General features: G+C 51.4%; 14 protein-coding genes. 7 read left to right on the top strand and 7 right to left on the bottom strand.

Annotation, left to right across the window (positions count from 1 at the left end; genetic code table 11):
- Positions 1 to 9 precede the first annotated feature (9 nt).
- Complete coding sequence (locus EDC52_RS18185) at positions 10 to 960, top strand: MDR/zinc-dependent alcohol dehydrogenase-like family protein (RefSeq protein WP_131867509.1); 951 nt, start codon at positions 10 to 12, stop codon at positions 958 to 960.
- A gap of 73 nt (positions 961 to 1,033) precedes the next feature.
- On the opposite strand, the gene EDC52_RS18180 is transcribed toward EDC52_RS18185, so the two are convergent.
- Positions 1,034 to 2,113 (bottom strand): LacI family DNA-binding transcriptional regulator, encoded by a 1,080-nt coding sequence (locus EDC52_RS18180; protein ID WP_131867507.1) that lies wholly within the window; start codon positions 2,111 to 2,113, stop codon positions 1,034 to 1,036.
- A 469-nt stretch (positions 2,114 to 2,582) separates the two neighbouring features.
- On the opposite strand from EDC52_RS18180, the gene EDC52_RS18175 reads away from it, so the two are divergent.
- The 6 genes from EDC52_RS18175 (at position 2,583) to EDC52_RS20470 (ending at position 9,733) form a co-directional block, all read left to right on the top strand.
- A complete protein-coding gene (locus EDC52_RS18175; protein WP_131867505.1) occupies positions 2,583 to 5,711 on the top strand; it encodes a beta-galactosidase in 3,129 nt (1,042 codons plus the stop codon).
- A gap of 58 nt (positions 5,712 to 5,769) precedes the next feature.
- The gene (locus tag EDC52_RS18170; protein WP_131867503.1) at positions 5,770 to 7,041 is read left to right on the top strand and encodes an oligosaccharide MFS transporter; all 1,272 of its coding nucleotides are present in this window, start codon (positions 5,770 to 5,772) and stop codon (positions 7,039 to 7,041) included.
- 307 nt (positions 7,042 to 7,348) lie between these two features.
- Complete coding sequence (locus EDC52_RS18165; RefSeq protein WP_131867501.1) at positions 7,349 to 7,876, top strand: cysteine hydrolase family protein; 528 nt, start codon at positions 7,349 to 7,351, stop codon at positions 7,874 to 7,876.
- A 22-nt stretch (positions 7,877 to 7,898) separates the two neighbouring features.
- Complete coding sequence (locus EDC52_RS18160) at positions 7,899 to 8,351, top strand: GNAT family N-acetyltransferase (protein ID WP_230468094.1); 453 nt, start codon at positions 7,899 to 7,901, stop codon at positions 8,349 to 8,351.
- A 32-nt stretch (positions 8,352 to 8,383) separates the two neighbouring features.
- Positions 8,384 to 9,259, top strand: coding sequence for an NAD(P)-dependent oxidoreductase (locus EDC52_RS18155; protein ID WP_131867497.1), 876 nt, complete (start codon positions 8,384 to 8,386; stop codon positions 9,257 to 9,259).
- Positions 9,260 to 9,451: 192 nt separating this feature from the next.
- Positions 9,452 to 9,733 (top strand): protealysin inhibitor emfourin, encoded by a 282-nt coding sequence (locus tag EDC52_RS20470; RefSeq protein ID WP_407924236.1) that lies wholly within the window; start codon positions 9,452 to 9,454, stop codon positions 9,731 to 9,733.
- Between the two features lie 139 nt (positions 9,734 to 9,872).
- Here EDC52_RS20470 and EDC52_RS18150 read toward each other — a convergent pair whose 3' ends face one another.
- From EDC52_RS18150 to EDC52_RS18125, 6 genes are all read right to left on the bottom strand, one after another.
- Positions 9,873 to 10,088 carry a zinc ribbon domain-containing protein gene (locus EDC52_RS18150; RefSeq protein ID WP_131867529.1) on the bottom strand — a complete coding sequence of 72 codons (216 nt, stop codon included), beginning with the start codon at positions 10,086 to 10,088 and terminating at the stop codon, positions 9,873 to 9,875.
- A gap of 123 nt (positions 10,089 to 10,211) precedes the next feature.
- Positions 10,212 to 13,067 carry an inverse autotransporter beta domain-containing protein gene (locus tag EDC52_RS18145; protein WP_131867495.1) on the bottom strand — a complete coding sequence of 952 codons (2,856 nt, stop codon included), beginning with the start codon at positions 13,065 to 13,067 and terminating at the stop codon, positions 10,212 to 10,214.
- Between the two features lie 312 nt (positions 13,068 to 13,379).
- Positions 13,380 to 15,638: an inverse autotransporter beta domain-containing protein gene (locus EDC52_RS18140; protein WP_131867493.1), complete on the bottom strand. Its 2,259-nt coding sequence runs from the start codon at positions 15,636 to 15,638 to the stop codon at positions 13,380 to 13,382.
- 423 nt (positions 15,639 to 16,061) lie between these two features.
- The gene (der, locus tag EDC52_RS18135; RefSeq protein ID WP_131867491.1) at positions 16,062 to 17,525 is read right to left on the bottom strand and encodes a ribosome biogenesis GTPase Der; all 1,464 of its coding nucleotides are present in this window, start codon (positions 17,523 to 17,525) and stop codon (positions 16,062 to 16,064) included.
- 135 nt (positions 17,526 to 17,660) lie between these two features.
- Entirely contained in the window at positions 17,661 to 18,842 is a 1,182-nt protein-coding gene (gene bamB / locus EDC52_RS18130; protein ID WP_131867489.1) for an outer membrane protein assembly factor BamB, read from the bottom strand.
- Between the two features lie 10 nt (positions 18,843 to 18,852).
- A complete protein-coding gene (locus tag EDC52_RS18125; protein ID WP_131867487.1) occupies positions 18,853 to 19,476 on the bottom strand; it encodes a YfgM family protein in 624 nt (207 codons plus the stop codon).
- Between the last annotated feature and the right edge of the window lie 11 nt (positions 19,477 to 19,487).

Genomic DNA, 19,487 nt, shown 5'->3' with positions numbered 1-19,487 from the left:
GCCGCTGAAATGATCAACTCTGCCCTGTGGTACCACCAGTTCGGTGCTCCTGCCGAGGTTCTGACGCTTGAAAACGCGCCAATGCCGGTTGCGGCTGCTGACAAAATCCGCATCGCCATGATCTCCACGCCGATCAATCCTTCCGATCTTATCCCCATTACCGGCGCTTACCGCCATCGGCTTCAGCCGCCGCTGGTTGCCGGCTATGAAGGACTGGGCCGCGTCATCAGCACCACCGGCGCCTGGAAAGCGTTCAATGGCCGCCGGGTATTGCCGCTGCGCGCCGACGGCACCTGGCAGCGATTTCTGGATATCGACCCCCGCTGGCTGGTCTGGGTGCCGGAGGACGTTACGGATGATATTGCGGCGCGAGGGTACATCAACCCCCTGGCGGCGATGTTGATGCTGAAACAGGTAGCGGTCAGAGGGGCGAAAGTACTGGTCAGCGGCGCCGGATCTCAATGCGCCGGTCTGATTGCCCAATGGGCGCTGATGCAGGGCGCCAGGGAAGTGGTCGGCATCTATCGTTCACCGATACACCGCAGTGGATTGGTACAACTGGGCATCACCCCGGTGGCCAGCATGGATATCGACGGAATTAATGCCGCCGCCGCCGGCAGTCAGGTGGTGTTCGACGCGGTCGGAGGCCCTCAGGGGACGGCCATGCTGGCGGCGGCAAGTCCAGCGACGGTGTTTGTATCTTACGGACTGCTGTCGGGCCGGCCGCTGCGCATTGCCCCCGGCGGCTGCCTGCCCAGGCGCTTTCATTTGCGCGACCAACTGGTCGGCGTGACGCCTGAAACCTGGCAGCATTGGTTTCAGACGCTCTGGCCCCTGCTTTGCCACACCCGCTTGGGCGGCCTGAACCGGTTTCCGCTGGACCGCTGGCGCGATGCCCTCGCCTACTTCGGAACGCCAGGCAGGACTGATAAGCCGCTGCTGGTGATGCCTAATCACTAAAGCGTTATCCAGCACGCAGCCAGCGTATCGTCGGCAGCCAAATGGGTTGCTCGGCATGCTGCCGATAGTTTGCCTATATTCCCCGCAAGGCAGTAACGATCTGCTGGAGGGAGTCTGCGATATGATGCAAATCGGCGCCCTTTATTGGCGCAGCGGTAGAATGACGCACCACCAGATGGGTAGGCAGCATGACCGATGCAGAATGCGGTTGGGCTGGGTTACCGAGCATCGACACCAGACGAGTCACCGCCTCTTGCCCGAGTTGATTAAAATCCTGAGAAACGGTGGTCAATGCAGGCAGGAAAAAGGCGCTGTCGCGGGTATCATCGTAACCAATAACCGATACCTGGGCCGGTACCGCCACATTTTGCTGCTGCAGTGCGCTAATTACCCCCAACGACATTTGGTCATTGCCGACCAGAATAGCGGTAAAGTGCGCACATTGATGGCGCATCTCCAGGGTGCGCAGGTAACCACTCTGCGCAGTCCAGTCACCTTGGCCGATAACCGCCGCCGTCAGGCCCCGTTCTTGCAGCGCCCGCTGCCAGCTCTGCAGACGCAGTCGCGCCGATACCGACGCCATAGGACCGGATAACAAGGCGAACTGCCGATGCCCCTGCAAAAAAAGGTGATCCACACTCTCACGGGTACCGTCATCCGGGTTGAACATCACATAGAACACCCCGGCATCGGGGGGCACATCAAGGAACAGGCAGGCCATATCGCCATTGTTTGCCGACAGCGCTTCGGCCTGGGGTCCATCCAGTGGCAGATTGATAATGATACCGTCCACCCGCTGGGCCTGGAGCTCGTTTACCGCTGCCTGCAGGCCATCCGGCAAATCTTCGTTAACCATGGCGATCAGGACATTATAGCCCGCCTGCTGGGCATGGATTTTTATCGCTGCGGCGATTTGCGATGGCGCATGAAAGCCAAGCGACGTGGTCACCAAACCGAGTGTGGCGCTGCTTTTGCCTGCCAACTGCTGGGCCATCCGGTTAGGCACATAATTAAGGGCGCTAATGGACTGCTCGACTTTAAGCCGGGTAGCGGGAGCCACATTTCTCGAGCGGTTAAGCACGCGTGATACGGTCTGATATGAAACACCGGCATGGCGGGCCACATCGTCCAAGGTGGCATTTTTTGGCTTCATGTGGCTTCGATTCCCTTAATAGCGTCCGTTTGCGGCTCGGCTGATGCCATGATAATTGAACCGTTTACATGATAATTGAACCGTTTAAATGATAAGTCAAACAGGCTACGTATGCGACCCTGCCGTCGCCAGCCTGATGTGTAAACCATTTGGTTATGCGCTCACAATTTATTGACATATTTAGGCCTTTCACCCCGATTAGGGCTGACTGAGCTATCGCCAAGAGGTGTTGGTTTTGACCGGCTAGTCAATCTACTCTGCTGCTTTCCCAGACCGACGATGGCGCTGAGACAACAACAAATTCCATTCTTAAAGAGCTTATCGTGATTATTTATTTGAAAGAGATCACTTTTTTACCGTTGCGTAATTGATCGATTCAGACAAAACACGTTTAACTAAATTCGTCATGTGAGCGGATAACATAATTATCATCGCTCTTCTCGTCTCTCTCAAGTTCAAAAGGTTCTCTATGACTCTGCCCCATTCAGGCTTCACGGAATCGGATCCCTGCCATTCGCTGGCCACGGTGCTGTCTCGCAAAGACTGGCAAAACCCGGCAGTACCCCATAGCCGAAAGCTTAATGCCCATCCGCCTTTCAACAGCTGGAGAGATGAACAGAGCGCCCGTCTAGATAGTCCCTCGGAACGTGTGCAGAGTCTGGATGGCGAGTGGCAATTCAATTATTTCACACGACCTGAGGCGGTACCTGAAGAGTGGCTCAGTGCTGATCTGTCTGATGCTCGCGCCATACAGGTGCCGGCCAACTGGCAGTTGGCCGGCTATGACGCACCGATTTATACCAACGTGAAATACCCTATACCGGTCAATCCGCCCTGGGTGCCGGATGAAAATCCGACCGGTTGTTATTCGCTAAACATTGATATATCCGCCGACTGGCTGGCCGAAGGGCGGACCCGCGTCATTTTTGGCGGCGTCAATTCCGCATTTTATCTATGGTGTAATGGCCGCTGGGTCGGCTTCTCCAAAGACAGCCGGTTGCCGGCTGAATTTGATTTATCCGGCTTTCTAACGACGGGCCGCAATCGTCTTTGCGTACTGGTCGTGCGCTGGAGTGACGGCAGCTATCTGGAAGATCAGGATATGTGGCGTATGAGCGGCATTTTCCGCTCGGTGTCATTACTGCATAAACCGCAGGTCAGCTTTACCGATATTCACCTGCGCACCCAGTTGGATGCGCTCTACCGCGATGGCACGCTGGAAGTCAACGCCGCCATCGGCCCGTTATCCGCTCCGCTGGCCGATTATCGACTGGCTATTTCGCTGTGGCACGGCAATCAGGCGGTGGCACAACGCGAAGTACCGCTGGGCTCGGAGGCGATTGATGAGCGTGGCCATTATCCGGAGCGGGTCACCGCTACGCTTTCGGTGAGCGATCCTCATCTGTGGAGCGCGGAATGCCCGCATCTTTATCGAGTGGTGGTGGCGTTACGCAATGGGGCTGGCGCTACGCTTGAAGCCGAAGCCTATGATGTCGGCTTCCGCCGGGTTGAAATCAAGGACGGTCTGTTACGGCTCAATGGCAAACCATTGCTGATTCGTGGCGTAAACCGCCATGAACACCATCCGGCCAATGGACAGGTGATGGATGCCGACACCATGGTGCAGGATATCCTGCTGATGAAGCAGAATAACATCAACGCAGTACGCTGTTCTCATTACCCGAATAATCCATTGTGGTATCGGTTGTGTGATCAGTATGGCCTGTACGTTGTCGACGAAGCCAATATCGAAACCCACGGCATGGAGCCGATGAGCCGCCTGTCTGACGATCCGGCGTGGTTTGCCGCTTTTAGCGAGCGGGTTACCCGGATGGTGCAATGCAACCGGAATCATCCCAGCATCATCATCTGGTCGCTGGGTAATGAGTCAGGACATGGATCGACTCATGACGCACTCTATCAGTGGATCAAAAGTGCCGATCCTGACCGGCCGGTACAATATGAAGGCGGCGGTGCCAACAGTCGGGCAACGGATATCATTTGTCCGATGTATGCCCGGGTGGATGACGACCTGCTGATTCCTGCCGTGCCCAAATGGTCAATCAAGAAATGGATTGGCCAGCCGGGTGAAAATCGCCCGCTGATATTGTGCGAATACGCCCATGCAATGGGCAACAGTCTCGGCAGTTTTGCCGATTACTGGCAGGCATTCCGTCAATATCCTCGCCTGCAGGGCGGTTTTATCTGGGACTGGGCCGATCAAGCCTTGAATCGCACCGATGAGCAAGGCCGAACCTGGTGGGCCTACGGTGGTGATTTTGGCGACAAACCCAACGATCGTCAGTTTTGCCTCAATGGTCTGGTATTTCCGGACCGTACCCCCCACCCTTCTCTGTTTGAGGTGAAAAAGCAGCAGCAGTTTTTCCAGTTCAACCTGGTCTGTGCCCACCCGCTGGTTATCGATATCACCAGCGAGTATCTGTTTCGCGCCACCGACAATGAACTGCTGCGCTGGTCAGTCGAGCTCGATGGGGCTGAAATCCAGGCTGGCGAGTGCAGGCTCAGCCTGCAGGCCGAACAGCAACAGCGGTTAACGCTGGTAGAAGTGCTGGAGCAGCCTCTGCACGACGGCAGGCTGACCCTCTATGTCAGCGTCATCCAGCCTGATGGAACCCGGTGGTCGCCCGCCGGTCATCAAGTGGCCTGGGCTCAATGGGATCTGCCGGGGGCTCGGTCGCTGGCGCTGGAACAGAACGCCGATCCGGGCCGAGAGGTGCCGAAACTGAATGAAAATGAGCATGATTTTGTGGTGTGCCATGAGCAGCAGCGTTGGATTATCAACAAACAGAGCGGCCGCCTGACTCAATGGTATCAGGCGGAGAGAAGTGGCCTGCTGAGCCCACTGGCCGATCAGTTTATCCGTGCGCCGTTGGATAACGATATCGGCGTCAGTGAAGTTGAGCGCATCGATCCCAACGCCTGGGTAGAACGCTGGCGCAGTGCCGGGCTTTATTCTCTTGAACATCGCTGCCTGTCGCTCAATGCCGAGCAGCTAGCAGACCGGGTGATAATCCGGGCGGTGCACGGCTACTTTCACCAGCAGGCCCTGCTGCTGAAAACTGACTGGCTGACCACTATCACCCAAAGCGGTGAGCTGGAGAGCGATATCCGGGTAGTCGTGTCTTCTGCGGTGCCGCCATTGCCGCGCATCGGGGTGGTTTGTCAGTTGGACACTCGCGCCAAAGAAGTCAGCTGGCTTGGCCAGGGACCCCATGAAAACTATCCTGACCGTGCCACCTCCGCCCGGTTTTCACGCTGGACGCTGCCCGTCGAGCAGATGGCGACGCCCTATATATTCCCGACGGAAAACGGTCTGCGCTGTCATACCCGCCATCTGTCGGTCGGCGAGTGGCATGCTAAAGGGAAATTCCATTTTTCGCTGATTCCTTACAGTACCCATCAGTTAACCGAAACCACCCATTGGCACCTGATGAAGCCGGAGCCCGGTTTGTGGCTGACGCTGGATGCCTTTCATATGGGGATCGGCGGGGATGATTCATGGAGTCCCAGTGTCCATCAGGAATTTCTGCTGACGGCGAGCGAGTACCATTATCGCTTCAGCCTGAAGCGCGGATAAGGGGCCAGCGCCCCTTTTATTGACGATTTATGGCCAGATAACCCCTGTGGTGGAAGAGATGACTCAATCAGCGCTAACCCCAAGAGAAAAACATAACTTCATCTATTTCATGTTGTTTTTCTTTTTCTACTATTTCATCATGTCAGCCTACTTTCCGTTTTTCCCCATCTGGCTGGCAGATGTCAATCACCTGACAAAAACAGAAACTGGATTGGTGTTTTCTTCCATTTCATTTTTCGCCATCGTATTCCAACCGGTTTTCGGACTGATCTCCGATAAACTGGGCCTGCGTAAACACTTGTTATGGACCATTACCATACTGCTGATCCTGTTTGCGCCCTTTTTTATATTTGTCCTGTCGCCCCTGCTGCAGTTTAATATTTTCGCCGGCGCATTGGCCGGCGGGCTGTATCTGGGATTTGTGTTCTCAAGCGGATCAGGAGCGGTAGAGGCATTTATCGAAAAGGTCAGCCGGGCCAACCATTTTGAATATGGCAAGGTGCGGGTATCAGGCTGTATCGGCTGGGCTATCTGCGCCTCAATCACCGGTATTCTGTTCAGTATCGATCCCAATATCACCTTCTGGATTGCCTCCGGTTTTGCCGTCGTACTGGCGATATTGCTGTTCCTATCCCGTCCGGAGGCTAATGCCAGCGCAGTGGTGATGGATAAACTCGGTGCCAATCAACGGGCATTTTCGCTTAAACTGGCGGCAGAACTGTTGAAAATGCCCAAGTTCTGGGCGTTTATCGTCTATGTGGTCGGCGTTGCCAGCATCTATGACGTATTCGATCAGCAGTTCGCCAACTTTTTTAAATCGTTTTTTTCCAGCCCCCAGCGTGGGACCGAAATATTCGGCTTTGTGACCACCGGCGGCGAATTACTCAATGCGCTGGTGATGTTTTTCACTCCGGCCATCGTCAACCGTATCGGCAGTAAAAATGCGCTATTGGTCGCAGGCTTAATCATGTCGGTGCGGATCCTGGGTTCGTCGTTTGCCACCACCGGTGTGGAAGTGATTTTCCTGAAGACGCTGCATATGTTTGAACTGCCTTTCCTGTTGGTCGGTGCCTTCAAATATATCTCTTCGGTATTCGATCCGCGCCTTTCCGCCACGCTATTCCTGATTGGATTCAACCTGTCCAAGCAGCTATCCGGTGTGGTGCTGTCCGCCTGGGTGGGCCGCATGTACGATACTGTCGGATTTCATCAGGCTTATTTGGTGTTGGGGCTTATTACGCTGTCATTTACCCTGCTGTCTGCTTTCCTGCTGAGCAACAGCAAAAAAATCCGGCAGGTGCCGGGGGAAAAAGATCGGCAGATTGCCTGATCATAGCCGGCCGGGGGTGGGTGCCGCGCTCGTTGTCGGGCGGCACCGGCAAAATAGTCATATGACGCCTTACCGTGGCGTCTCAGCCGTTACCGGCAAGACCATCATATTAATGCCTTGCCGTGGCGTCTCAACCGGTACCTGCAAGACCATCATATGCATACCTTACCGTCGCTTTTCAGGACCCCCGACAGCCTGTTACGTTCGATTTTTGCAAGCGATGGCAGGCCAATAGCGGCAGCAATCATTGACATCTTTATGACTTTATCGATAACGTCATTCTTTAACCAACCGTTAAGGATGAAGTATGTCATTTGCACTGCTGGTGATTGATGTCCAGGAAGGTTTGTTCAGTCCGCAGCCAATGCCGGGCGATGCCGATACAGTGATTGCCAGGATCAATTCCCTCGCTGTGCGGGCGCGACAGGCCGGGGTGCCGGTAATTTACATCCAGCACCAGGATGAAGAACTCCCCGTCGACTCGGCGCCCTGGCAGCTTTATCACACCTTGGTAACAGACGCAGGCGATAAGCGGATAACCAAAACCACGCCGGATTCATTTCTCTGTACGCCGCTGGCTGCACTGCTGGACAGCCTTGAGGTCAATCACCTGATTATCTGTGGTTATGCCAGTGAATTTTGCGTGGACACTACCGCCCGCCGCGCAGCCGGCTTAGGCTATCAGGTGACCCTTGCCGCCGATGCGCATACCACCCATGATAAATCTCACAGCGCTGCTGCAGCGATTCGCGCCCATCACAATGCCACCCTGTCATCCATCAGCAGTTTTGGCGTTGCCATTCGCGCCCTGCCGGCTGACGAGATCGCATTTTAACCTGAACGGCGAGGGTATGCCTGTGCGAGCTGACACCGCTATCGTTATCCGCCCCTTGCGGTTGACTGATAAAGAGGGCTGGAAACACGTGTGGCGGAATTACCTCCGCTTTTATTCCTCCATCCGTGAAGACGCATTGTATGACTTTACCTTTCAGCGCCTGGCCGACCCAGCGCATAGCTCCATGTTCGGCTATGTGGCCGAACAGCAGGGACAGCTGCGGGGACTGGTAAACTGCATCATTCATGAACATGGCTGGCATCAGCAGCCGGTGATTTATCTGCAGGATCTGTTTGTGGATGAAAAAGCCCGCGGCCAAGGCATTGGCCGCCAGTTGATTGAGCAGGTTTACCGTTACGCTGACGATACCGGCAAGGCCAGCGTTTATTGGCTGACCCAGAGCAATAATCACTCGGCCATGAAGCTTTATGACAGCCTCGCCATCAAGACGGATTTTATTAAATACCAACGCTGAGAGTCGTTCCATTACGTATTTCAGGAGAGCTAATGAAGAGTCATCAAACAACAGTTGCCGTTATCGGTCTGGGAGCCATGGGCCATGCATTTGCCGCTAATTTAGTGAAAAAAGGCTTTCCAACCCGCGTCTGGAATCGCACCAGAGCTAGAGGAGACAGTCTGGCCGCTGCCGGCGCCATACAGTGTGCTACGCCGGCAGAAGCGGCCAGACAGGCCGATGTCGTCATTACCATGCTGCCCGATGGCACCAGTACTGATGCCGTAATGTATGGCGATGATGGCGTTCTCAACAGCCTCAGGCAGCACGGCATCATCGCCCAAATGGGTACGTTGGGAATAGACGCCACCCGCTCGCTTATCGATGGGATAAAACGGTCGCGGCCCGACGTAGTGTTTATCGATGCGCCCGTATCCGGCACCAAAGCACCGGCGGAAAACGGCCAGGTAGTGGTACTTGCCAGCGGCGATCGCCAGGCGGCGGCGGCAATCGAGCCGGTATTCGCCGCCATTGCCAAAAGCGCTAAATGGCTGGGCGAGGCCGGAGCCGGCAGCCGCATGAAACTTATCGTCAACGCCTGGCTTATCGCCATGATGGAAGGTATTGCTGAAACTGCGCAGTTGGCCAAAGCGCTGGGCTTTACGCCGGATGATCTTTGGGGCGTACTCGAAGGCGGTCCGCTGGCGGCACCCTATATCAAAGGGAAACTGGCTATGATCGCCAATGATCATTACGACGCCCAGATGGCCCTGGAATGGGGGCTGAAAGATGCCAGACTGGCGCTGAAAGCCGCCGATACCCGCAATTTGCCAGGCCTGAAACGTATCAGTGAAATTTGGCAAAATGCGGTTGACGACGGTCTGGGCAAGAGCGATATAGCGGTGGTATATCGCTATCTAGGACAGTAAATTAGTAGGCGTCAGGTGTCAGGTGTCAGGCGTCAGGTGTCAGGCGTCAGGCGTCAGGCGTCAGGCGTCAGGCGTCAGGCGTCAGGCAGGCAGTGTGTTCGGGTAGCCATCGCGGGGCGAGGTAATGACCGAAATGCCAGAATTCGATAATGACAGCATTATCGAGCTGTCCCGGGAAGGGGGGTAGCCTATATACCCGGTCTTCAGCGGCGGCAGCTGTTTACCCTGCGCGACCTGCCTGCCCCGCAGCGGGAATCTCTCTGCCGGCTTATCCGATGGGTGGTCGGGCTGGCACCGCGTGCGGATGGAGATGATTATTCTGTAGGACGCGGGGACGAGCGCTATTACCGTATTCAAGTTTATCACCGGAATGATAGCGGCAACCGGGATATTGCCCAGCTGGAATGGCGGGTGCCAGAAAGCAGCGCCCCGCCAGAGTTGGAAACCCTGGTTAGCTATGGCAGGGTGGAGTAGATAGCTGATAACGTATTGGCATTTTACAACCTAACGTATTTCAGCGGTTAACACACAAAAAAAGCAGAAATGTTCAATCAATCCAAGACATTCAGCAGCGCTGATATGCCGGCCAGCAGTAGCTTGACTGACACAACCATCACTCCTGATAGCCATACACCAGGCGGCGGCGGGAAATCAGGCCATGCCCAAGCTGACAAAAATAGTCTATTGCCCCGCAGGCTGTCATTACTTCAAGCGGCTTGCCACAATCAGGACACAGGGCCACAGGCTGGTAATGGCGACTGCAGTTGGCACATATCAACTCCCCTTTCTCAGGCTGCAGCGGATTCAGGCAAACGGCACACAGCAGCACTCTATCGCCAACGCCAAGCGCTGCATTGGCGGTAGGAAAAACGTTGTATTCAGCCAATTTTTTGTACCCTAAGCCATTTAATATGTTGAATATATCACATTTGGTCACTCTCTCAGTGGGCCATTAGTTATCGGACAAATCCTGACTGGTATCAGCACCTGAAGTCTCGGAATAACCTTGCGCCTTTCTAATGCTTGTTACTCTCTTATTTATAAGGGACTGAGTATCTTCAATGTTATTGTTAGAAGTTGAGTCGCTATTATCATCTAAGGATATATTATGGCTAGAGCTTCTTGATCTCACATTTTTCTTTTTATGAAGAGTTCTTTTTTCTCTGTTATTAGACCCACCTTCCCCAACCAAAGGTTTACTACTCGCTATGCTCGCTTTATGATTATCAGTTGCAATGTAAATTTTGGGTTTGGCACCAGTTGAGTGACTATCAGGCGGCCCTGAATGGGCTGGGTTAGTTTGGCTTATGATATTTGGTGCACGTTCATTATTTGATGGTATATTTTGTTTATGCAGCAGTTCAGGTTTTCTGATCTCACTTTCACCGTGCTGAGGCAACGTTGATCCTTTATCGCTGTCCGATGAACGTATATTATCTTTACCCAACGGGGAAGGGGCCGTGTTACCAGCGCCAGATATGTTATTCATTCCTTTTAATAAAACGTTCTTAATATCAATGGTCTGTGCGGATGTAGATGGTGGATTCTGCGTTTTGTCGATTATTGGCCGAATTCTATTATTAGGTATATCTAGTGAGGGGGGCTTTAGATTTTTACGGGCATTATTTATTTCGCTCGGGGAAATTTCATGCCTTTCGTCAGATTTCTCCATAACTTTTTTATGATTAAAGTTGGTTAAATTGATAGTATTAATCACCGACCCAGTTGAATCAGATGTTGAGACCGATGACTGTGATGACGCGTGTGATAGCAAAGAGGGTGTAGGGGGTGTAGGGGGTGTAGGGGGTGACGGTGGCGACGGTCTATTTGTCACTTCAGTAGTAAACAATTCTGAATGAGCAGCTACATTTTCTGTTGGGATTTCAGAATAGCGGAAAAAATCGATAGAATTTTTCTCCCGGCTACCGCTCACTATCGAGTCATCATACGTTGCTGATATCGGGACTGATATCGAGGAATATGGTTCTTCTTCAACAATATTGCCAGAGAAACTGTTAAGTGTAATAGGTTCCACTGGCACGCTATCAATGTTGTTTGCTGTATCATGCGAAGGAATGCTTTGTATATCAGCGCCGCCTGCGGATGCCAAATTCATCGTTCTGTTTCCCTCGGCATTATCCACTGGCCTGTCACCACTTATAGATGGAGTCGGCTGTACAAAAGAACTGCCCGCGACATCCTGGCTATTATCAGTCTGGGTAAAAGATTGATTATATATTGACGCCTGATCATAAGATGTTGACGCCTGATCAACTGTGGCAACTGAAACCACATTATTCTGTGAAACCGCAGGGCTTGAAACTAAAGTCAAGGATGGTTGATTTAGCTCACTGCTTAGATCCCCTCCTAAATCGAATTGGGTGTGTTCAGAGGGAGGTTGAACTGATGCATCCACCCCACCAGCAGATTCATCAACTGGATTCAGCTGTATTGTCGAGCCTGGTGGTTCAAGGCGCGGAGCTACCGCATTTTCCGCAGGTTGATAAGACTCATGACTCCGGCTGGATGACTGCATATCTGCAGGCCCATCGCTGGCCTGTTGCGCTAAAGAGATATCATGGGTGTTGGGAATCGCATCTGTTAAAGCAGGCTCAGAACTCGATGGCTCTCGACTGCTGTAACTTTCAAGAACTGTCTCATGTGGCTCAGCAGCATTATCATTTGCGTTTTCCACGGCCTGAGCAAGACTGTCATTTTCACCCTGCCGGTCTAAATCCACAGCGTCATCCACATTGTCGGCTTCCTGCCCAGGCAGCTCTTCGACCACAAACTGCGGGGTTAAAGCGCCCTTCTGTTTTACCAGCTGCTGGCTAAGCGCCATGACATTGCTGCGCTCGACAAACTGCTGGCTCAAAGTTTTGAGATTTCCTATCGGCTCCGGATGTTGAGCAAGTTGTTGAGACAAAGGTGTACCAAGCATATATTTTACTGAAATATTAAACTTGGTCTCATCCGGCTGGCGCGACATGAAGCTCTTTTCAATACCCAGGCTTAACATAGAGATCGGCCGGTAATTGACGCCAACAGTGATTTCAAAAGGATCCTTGCCCCGATATTGTCGATTGGAAATGGATATATCATCACCCAGGTACTGGGCAAACTTCAGCTTTCCATCGAGCTGTGGGTAGTCTGGCAGCCATGCTTTGGCCTGAACATCATAACCGCTGGCCGGCCGGACCTTGAAATGTTGACCTTCACGCGACAGATGCCAGCCACTCAGGGGAGTATAGCCATTGGCAGATAAATGCAGATAATCGTTAAAATACTCCACGCCCATACCCGCACGCTGGCTATTTATCCCATTGAATTCATTATCCCAAAATACATTATATCCAAAGGTATTTTTTTTGTGAGCAAATCTATGTCCGACGCCTATGCTTAACGTGTTTTTGTGATCACGTTGATGGATGCCCAACTGGTTAAAAAATATTGCGCCCTCTCTATTGGACCTGGAATTTAGCAGCTCGAAGGAGTTTTCATTTTTACCCCCATCGGTTGCTCCAAAATGAGCTTTAAGCGTAATACCATGGTCAGGGTCATCAAACGGCACGATGCTATTATCTAAAATCGGTGTATTGGCCGGTGATGGATAGATAGACTCCGGGACGTCGTCATCATACTCATTTATAGCATCACTATTGGTGGCTTCGTCACGCTTGAGCGCATTTTTCTTTTCCTCATCAACGGCTAAACGTGATGATGCGAGCGGATTTTGGTTATAACAGCCGGTGCTGGCAAAAGAAAAGATGACAGCGATTAATCGCGTTATATTCACATTGATAGTCATAGATTCGAATTCGTTTAATGAAAAAAGTTAATGATAACAAAAATAGAAGTAATCACCTTTTCACCCTACATACTCTTCTCCTGATAAAAATTCGCATATCATCAATTTAATGTTAAAATCTGATCAATGGCCTGGAGCGAAGCATTATAGAGTAAAAAATCGGAATTTATTCTGAACTCACGTGCAATTCTTTATTATTTACCAAGTCGTTACTCAACATTTAATACATCCATGAAGATTAATTAATATTATATTTATTACGCGTCAGAAACTGACAAGATTGTTGTCTATAACAATCTATAGCCAGTGTTATTACCCCTTTTTCTTATAACCAACAATCCTTGGCTTATAATTTTCAAAAGGTATCAGTGATGACGAGGGTTGCTTAGCGCTTTGTTGAGAAACCTGGCGCAGCAGGACGGGTGGTGTTTTGTCAATAATCAGGTCGTTACTGACGGGTGATCGACCCCCCTTCGTTTCAAGGTCACTCGGGAAAAGTACATTATCGACTTTGGTAATGAGAATAGGTGCCGCATTCTGGCTACTGCCTAGAGTAGGGGTATTTTTCTCCGGGTGATGTGATGAGCGGTTTTCTGCAGTAATCAATGAATTTTCAGAGCCAAAATCATTACTCATGCCGGGTAGAAGGGTATAATACAGACTATGAGAACCTTTATTAAAGCTAAAGTCATAAGAATAATCATCGGTAAGAGACGCAATTTCCTTTGGGCCATCTGCTAACTCTACGTTGTTCTGTAAAGAAGCATTAACGTCAATGTTGTTGGTATAATATACGGTGTCGGTTGGTTTCATGTTCGGCCGTGGGCGAGCGTTTTGATTCAGCGAGTTCACTTTGCTTGCCTCGCTCTTTGAAGGCGTGATGCAGCCCGGATCTGCTCGTAATGAACCGGAGGCAGCTATCTCTCCACCCGTAGCGACAAATTCATTAGCTGATTTAACCGTGTGACCTGCAATAGCGTCAGCTTGGCTTCCGACTAACCGCATCGCTGAATTAGCGGTGGCATTTTTAGCATCGGTGTCTGCCGTAACGTTGTGGTCATCCGAAAAAATAAACCGGCTGACGCTTTCATCAAGCTGCAAATTGCCATCAAATGTTCTTGGCATGTATCGATTATGATCATCATAATCAATATCTTCAAAATACTCATCATTGCTAAGTTCGGTTTCACCTGGTTGCCCAGACGGGGAAGCAACATCGTGGCTATGGACGCCTGTTTCACTGGTTGAGGCGTACTCCGTCTCATTATGCTGTCTTAAAACGCTATCAGCGTTAATTTCACCTATAGGCAATAGAGAAGCATGAACTTCTCTAAAATCTATATTTTCATCGTTTATACTATCAATTTGCTCACCCCGACTATCATTAATATCCTCATGATTTAAGGTAATATCTCCAGCACTCATTCCTTCTCGAGGCAAGATCTCACCATCAGCAATAGAGTACTCCCTCTCTATAAAGCTGTCATTTTCAGTTTCTTGACCCGTTTGTTGATTCGTTTCCACATTATCCTCTCCCTGTCCCCATTGCTCTTCAAGCACATTGGGGGCAGAAAACGGGGTACTCGGTTTGATCTGCTGTAGCGCGATGATATTACTGCGTTCAACAAAATGCTGACTTAACCTTTTTAAATTACCTGCAGGTAGCCAATACTGAGTGATTTGCTGGTTAAGCGGGGTTCCAATTAGATAGTTTACTGAGATATCAAACGAAGTTTCATCTGGCTGATGTGACATAAAGCTCTTTTTGATGCCCAGACTTAACATAGCTATCGGTCGGTAATTTACGCCGACTGATAGCGCATAGGGATCATTACCTTGATACTGGCGATCGGAAATTGAAATATCCCCCCCCAGGTAGTGGGCAAATTTCATCTGCCCGCTGAGTTGGGGGAAGTTGGGTAGCCAGGCCATGGCCTGTATATCATAGCCGCTGGCGGGCCTGACCTTGAACTGGCGAGGTTCAGCAGACGAATGCCAACCGCGTAGCGGAGTATATCCATTAACAGATAAATGCAGGTAATCCCTGAAATATTCGACCCCCATTCCCATCCGCTGGTAATTAATGCCACTGAATTCGTTATCCCAAAACACATTATAGCCAAAGGCGTGGTTTTGTTGAAGAATGCGATGACCCACCCCTATACTCAGCGTCTTATTATGATCATGCTGATGGAGGCCAAGCTGGTTAAATATTAGCCCGACATGGCTATCTGCATGTGAACTTAGCAGTATGAGCGAGTTTTCTTTTCTCCCTTCATCAGTGACGGCCAAATTGGCTCTGAGCGCGATATCCGGCGTAGTAATGTACGAAGGCATGGTGTTCGTATCAACAATGGATTTATTGGACTGGGACAAGAACATCGATTCAGGTTGAAATTCATCATTCGGGGATAAAACAGCATCCCCCAGCTCATAATGTTGGAGATATTTCTTTCCTTTCTCATCGATAGTTACGCTTGATGACATGATTGGAATATGGCTAGAACAGCCGGTGCTGCCGAACGAAAAAATAACCGCAATAAACCCTGCTATATTTGTATCATTAGTCATATTATATTTTTCATTTATTAAAGAGTTAATAGTTACCTAAAAACGATCAATACCTCGCTTCCGTACCCTTCCATTAATGATTAATACGAAGAAACGAACTTATGTTGGAGCTATTAATTAATCCTACCTGGCTTTACCGTGGACGAAGCATTATAAATTAAATAAATCAAAATTCATTATTAACCCACCTGCGACTGACGACTATCCGCCAGAGCGTTACTTAGCATTTAATATATGTGATAAAATTTATTTACATAATATATATTCAATTATAATTAAATATATTGTTTAGCATAATAGCAGAAATGATCGCTGCTAGTTTTTTATAAAATCAAATTTATTAAAGTAAAATAGCTTCGGCAGGCCTATGGGCTCTCAATAAAAAAGCCCGCTTGATGCGGGCTTGATGCGGGCTTGATGATATTACTTACTTTTTTTGATATGGCTCATCAGCCGTTTGCGCTTTCGCAGCTGGTTTGGCGTAAGCTTATTACGACGCCCAGCGAACGGGTTGGCCGCTTCGTTGAACTGGATCCTGATCGGCGTTCCCATGATCTCTAATGACTTACGGAAATAGTTCATCAGATAACGCTTGTAAGAATCGGGTAAATCTTTGACCTGGGTGCCGTGGATAACTACGATGGGCGGATTGTAGCCGCCGGCATGGGCATATTTCGGCTTAACCCGACGACCGCGCACCAGAGGAGGCTGATGCTCTTCAACCGCCATCCGCATAATGCGCGTCAACATCGAGGTACTGATGCGTTTGGTGGAACACCGATAGGCCTCATTGACCGATTCGAACAGGTTGCCTACGCCACTGCCGTGCAGGGCGGAAATAAAATGCACGCGGGCAAAATCGATAAAGCCCAGGCGCATATCCAGCGTCTCCTTGACCTCATCCCTTATCTCAGTGCTCAAGCCATCCCATTTATTGACTGCAATCACCAGGGAACGACCGCTGTTGAGGATAAAGCCGAGCAAGGACAAGTCCTGGTCAGAAATGCCTTCCCGGGCATCGATCACCAGCAATACCACATTGGCATCTTCAATCGCCTGTAGCGCCTTGATAACCGAAAATTTTTCAACGGTCTCGGTGACTTTGCCGCGCTTGCGCACCCCGGCGGTATCGATGAGCACATATTCACGCTCATCGCGAACCATCGGAATATAAATGCTGTCCCGGGTGGTGCCGGGCATGTCATAAACCACCACCCGGTCTTCACCCAGAATACGGTTGGTCAGCGTCGATTTACCCACGTTAGGACGGCCTACGATAGCCAATTTAATCGGCAGCGACTGGGGATCGAAGGCTTCTTCTTCCTCATCCTCGGGGATGTCGTCCCCTTCTTCCGGCCATGGAGCGAATTCATCCTCTTCGATGATGATGTCTTCGCCCACCAATGGCCGCAGCACCTGCTCCATCAAGCCGTTAACGCCGCGTCCGTGAGAGGCCGCAATCGGGAAAACCTCGCCCAGCCCCAGAGAGTAGAAGTCCCCGGTGGCGCTGTCGGCATCAATACCATCGGTTTTATTGGCCACCACCACCGTGGTTTTTTTGCGGCTGCGCAGATGCTTGGCAATGCCCTGGTCCGCCGGCATAAGCCCGGCGCGACCATCAACCAGGAACAGCACCACATCGGCTTCTTCAATTGCGACCAGTGACTGACCGGCCATTTTGGTTTCTACACCCTCTTCGGTGCCATCGATACCACCGGTATCAATACAGATAAATTCATGGCCTTCCCACTCGGCACGACCATACTTGCGGTCACGCGTCAGCCCCGGAAAATCCGCCACCAACGCGTCGCGGGTACGCGTTAACCGATTAAACAAGGTGGATTTTCCTACATTCGGGCGCCCGACCAGCGCGACGACAGGTATCATTGTTACAACCTCATCAGATAATTAAATCATTCAGCATGCACTCATGCTGATTATATAAGACAAAACGGCTCCTGAACATGTCAGGAGCCGTTTAAGACCCGCTGGGTGATGATTACGCAGCGGATGGGCAGGATATCAGCGAGTAAACGCGTAAACCTCACCGTTTTTAGCCTGCACCAGCAGTTTATCGCTGGCAACCACTGGCTTGCTCAACAGACCTGAACTGTCCACTTTCTGCTGAGCCACGAAGCGACCATCTTCCGTGTTGATCCAGTGCAGATAGCCTTCGCTATCACCGGCCACGATATAGCCATTATACAATACCGGCGACGTCAGATTGCGGTGCAGCAGTTCGCTTTGGCGCCACAGCGTAACGCCGCCCTGGGTATCGAGGGCCACAATGCGATCGTCTTGATCGACAAGATACAGGCGGCTGCCGTCAACGATAAGATCGTTAACCGACCCGATCTCACGCTTCCAGATAATCTGGCCTGAACGAAGATCCAGTGCCGCCAGATTACCGTTATATGCCATTGCATAGACAACATTGTTGTTCACGACCGGCGTGGTATTGACGTCGCTCAGGCGGTCGATTTCCGTCGCACCGCTGGGCTGGGAAATACGCTGCTGCCAAACCAACTGGCCCTGGTTAATAAGCACGGCGCTGACCCGGCCATTGTCACCACCGACAATGGCAGCGCCAAATGCGGCGGTCGGAGACGATTCACCGCGCAACGACAGGGGCGGCACGTCCAAATTGACCGTCCATTTTACTACGCCGTTGGTTTGATCCAGCGCCTGCAGCATACCATTACTGGTATGCACCAGCACCACGCCATCGCTGGCAACCGGTGTGGAAACGGCTTCGCCGGCAACCTGCGTTTCCCAGGCAACGGTGCCGTCTTCAGTGTTAAGGGCAAATACCTTGGCAAGCTCACTGCCGACATAAACATGTCCGCCATCAACACTCAGGCCGCCGGAAAGCAACGCGGAACGATTAGGCCGGAAGAAACTGGTCTTTTCTGCCAAAGAGGCCGTCCAGATTTCCTTGCCGCTGTCGGCATCGATCGCTTTGACGATACCGTGCCTGTCGGCGGCGAATACCTTATTGTCCTGCCAGGCTGGCCGCAGGTTCGAGTAAATTTCACCGGTACCGTTGCCTACTGAGCGATTCCATACTTCGGTAGGCTGGAACTGGTTTTCCACCTTCGGCAGTGGCGACATGGTCACCACATCTTCTTCGCCGCTGAATAAGGAACAACCGCTCAGCAAGGCAACAGAAATCAGTCCTACCACAAATGTTTTACGCAATTGCATGGGGTCCCTCTTAGCTGGACAGGTTATTCAGTTTCATGCGAAGCAAAGCGACCAGCGCCTGCGGCGGATTGGCTTTCAAGGCCTTTTCATAGGCTGCGCGGGCGGCCTGATTATTACCTTTAAGCGCCTCGGCATCGCCGCGAATATCTTCGGCCAATGCCAGCCACCCTTCATGCTTTACGCTGTCCAGGGTTTTAAGCGCAGCGTCGGTATTTTTTGTCTGCAACTGCACTCTCGCCAGACGCAGGTTAATCAGCGTCTGCAGATTATCCTCTTTGGTCTGGGTCAAGGCTTTCTGCAACTGCTGCTCAGCCGCCTTGAAATCCCCTTTGTCGACAAAATGTCGCGCCAGAGACATTGAAGTCAACGCCCCGTAATTATTGTCGTGCTCCCGGGCGAAAGCCTCGGCAGCATCCACGCTCTTCTGGCTGCCGTCCTGTGCCAGGCCGGCATTGACCTGCTGCCACGAAGCCGAGGCATTCATCATGACGTCGTTTTGATGACTGTGCCATACGCGCCAGCCGACCAATGCCCCGATGCCGATCACCACGCCAATGACCAGCGCTTTACCGTTATCGGCAAAGAACCGACGGAGCACTTCCCGCTGTTCGTTCTCAGAGCTATAGATTTCCACAGAGCCCTTCT

Source organism: Biostraticola tofi (assembly GCF_004343195.1).
Taxonomy (GTDB): Bacteria; Pseudomonadota; Gammaproteobacteria; order Enterobacterales; family Enterobacteriaceae; genus Biostraticola; species Biostraticola tofi.
Note: the sequence above shows the minus strand (reverse complement) of the source record. Positions and strands in the feature narration are given on the sequence as shown.

Excerpts from the sequence above, each read along its gene's own strand:
- EDC52_RS18185 (WP_131867509.1), top strand. The coding sequence starts at position 10 with ATGATCAACTCTGCCCTGTGGTACCACCAGTTCGGTGCTCCTGCCGAG.
- EDC52_RS18180 (WP_131867507.1), bottom strand. The coding sequence starts at position 2,113 with ATGAAGCCAAAAAATGCCACCTTGGACGATGTGGCCCGCCATGCCGGT.
- EDC52_RS18175 (WP_131867505.1), top strand. The coding sequence starts at position 2,583 with ATGACTCTGCCCCATTCAGGCTTCACGGAATCGGATCCCTGCCATTCG.
- EDC52_RS18170 (WP_131867503.1), top strand. The coding sequence starts at position 5,770 with ATGACTCAATCAGCGCTAACCCCAAGAGAAAAACATAACTTCATCTAT.
- EDC52_RS18165 (WP_131867501.1), top strand. The coding sequence starts at position 7,349 with ATGTCATTTGCACTGCTGGTGATTGATGTCCAGGAAGGTTTGTTCAGT.
- EDC52_RS18155 (WP_131867497.1), top strand. The coding sequence starts at position 8,384 with ATGAAGAGTCATCAAACAACAGTTGCCGTTATCGGTCTGGGAGCCATG.
- EDC52_RS18145 (WP_131867495.1), bottom strand. The coding sequence starts at position 13,067 with ATGACTATCAATGTGAATATAACGCGATTAATCGCTGTCATCTTTTCT.
- EDC52_RS18140 (WP_131867493.1), bottom strand. The coding sequence starts at position 15,638 with ATGACTAATGATACAAATATAGCAGGGTTTATTGCGGTTATTTTTTCG.
- der (WP_131867491.1), bottom strand. The coding sequence starts at position 17,525 with ATGATACCTGTCGTCGCGCTGGTCGGGCGCCCGAATGTAGGAAAATCC.
- bamB (WP_131867489.1), bottom strand. The coding sequence starts at position 18,842 with ATGCAATTGCGTAAAACATTTGTGGTAGGACTGATTTCTGTTGCCTTG.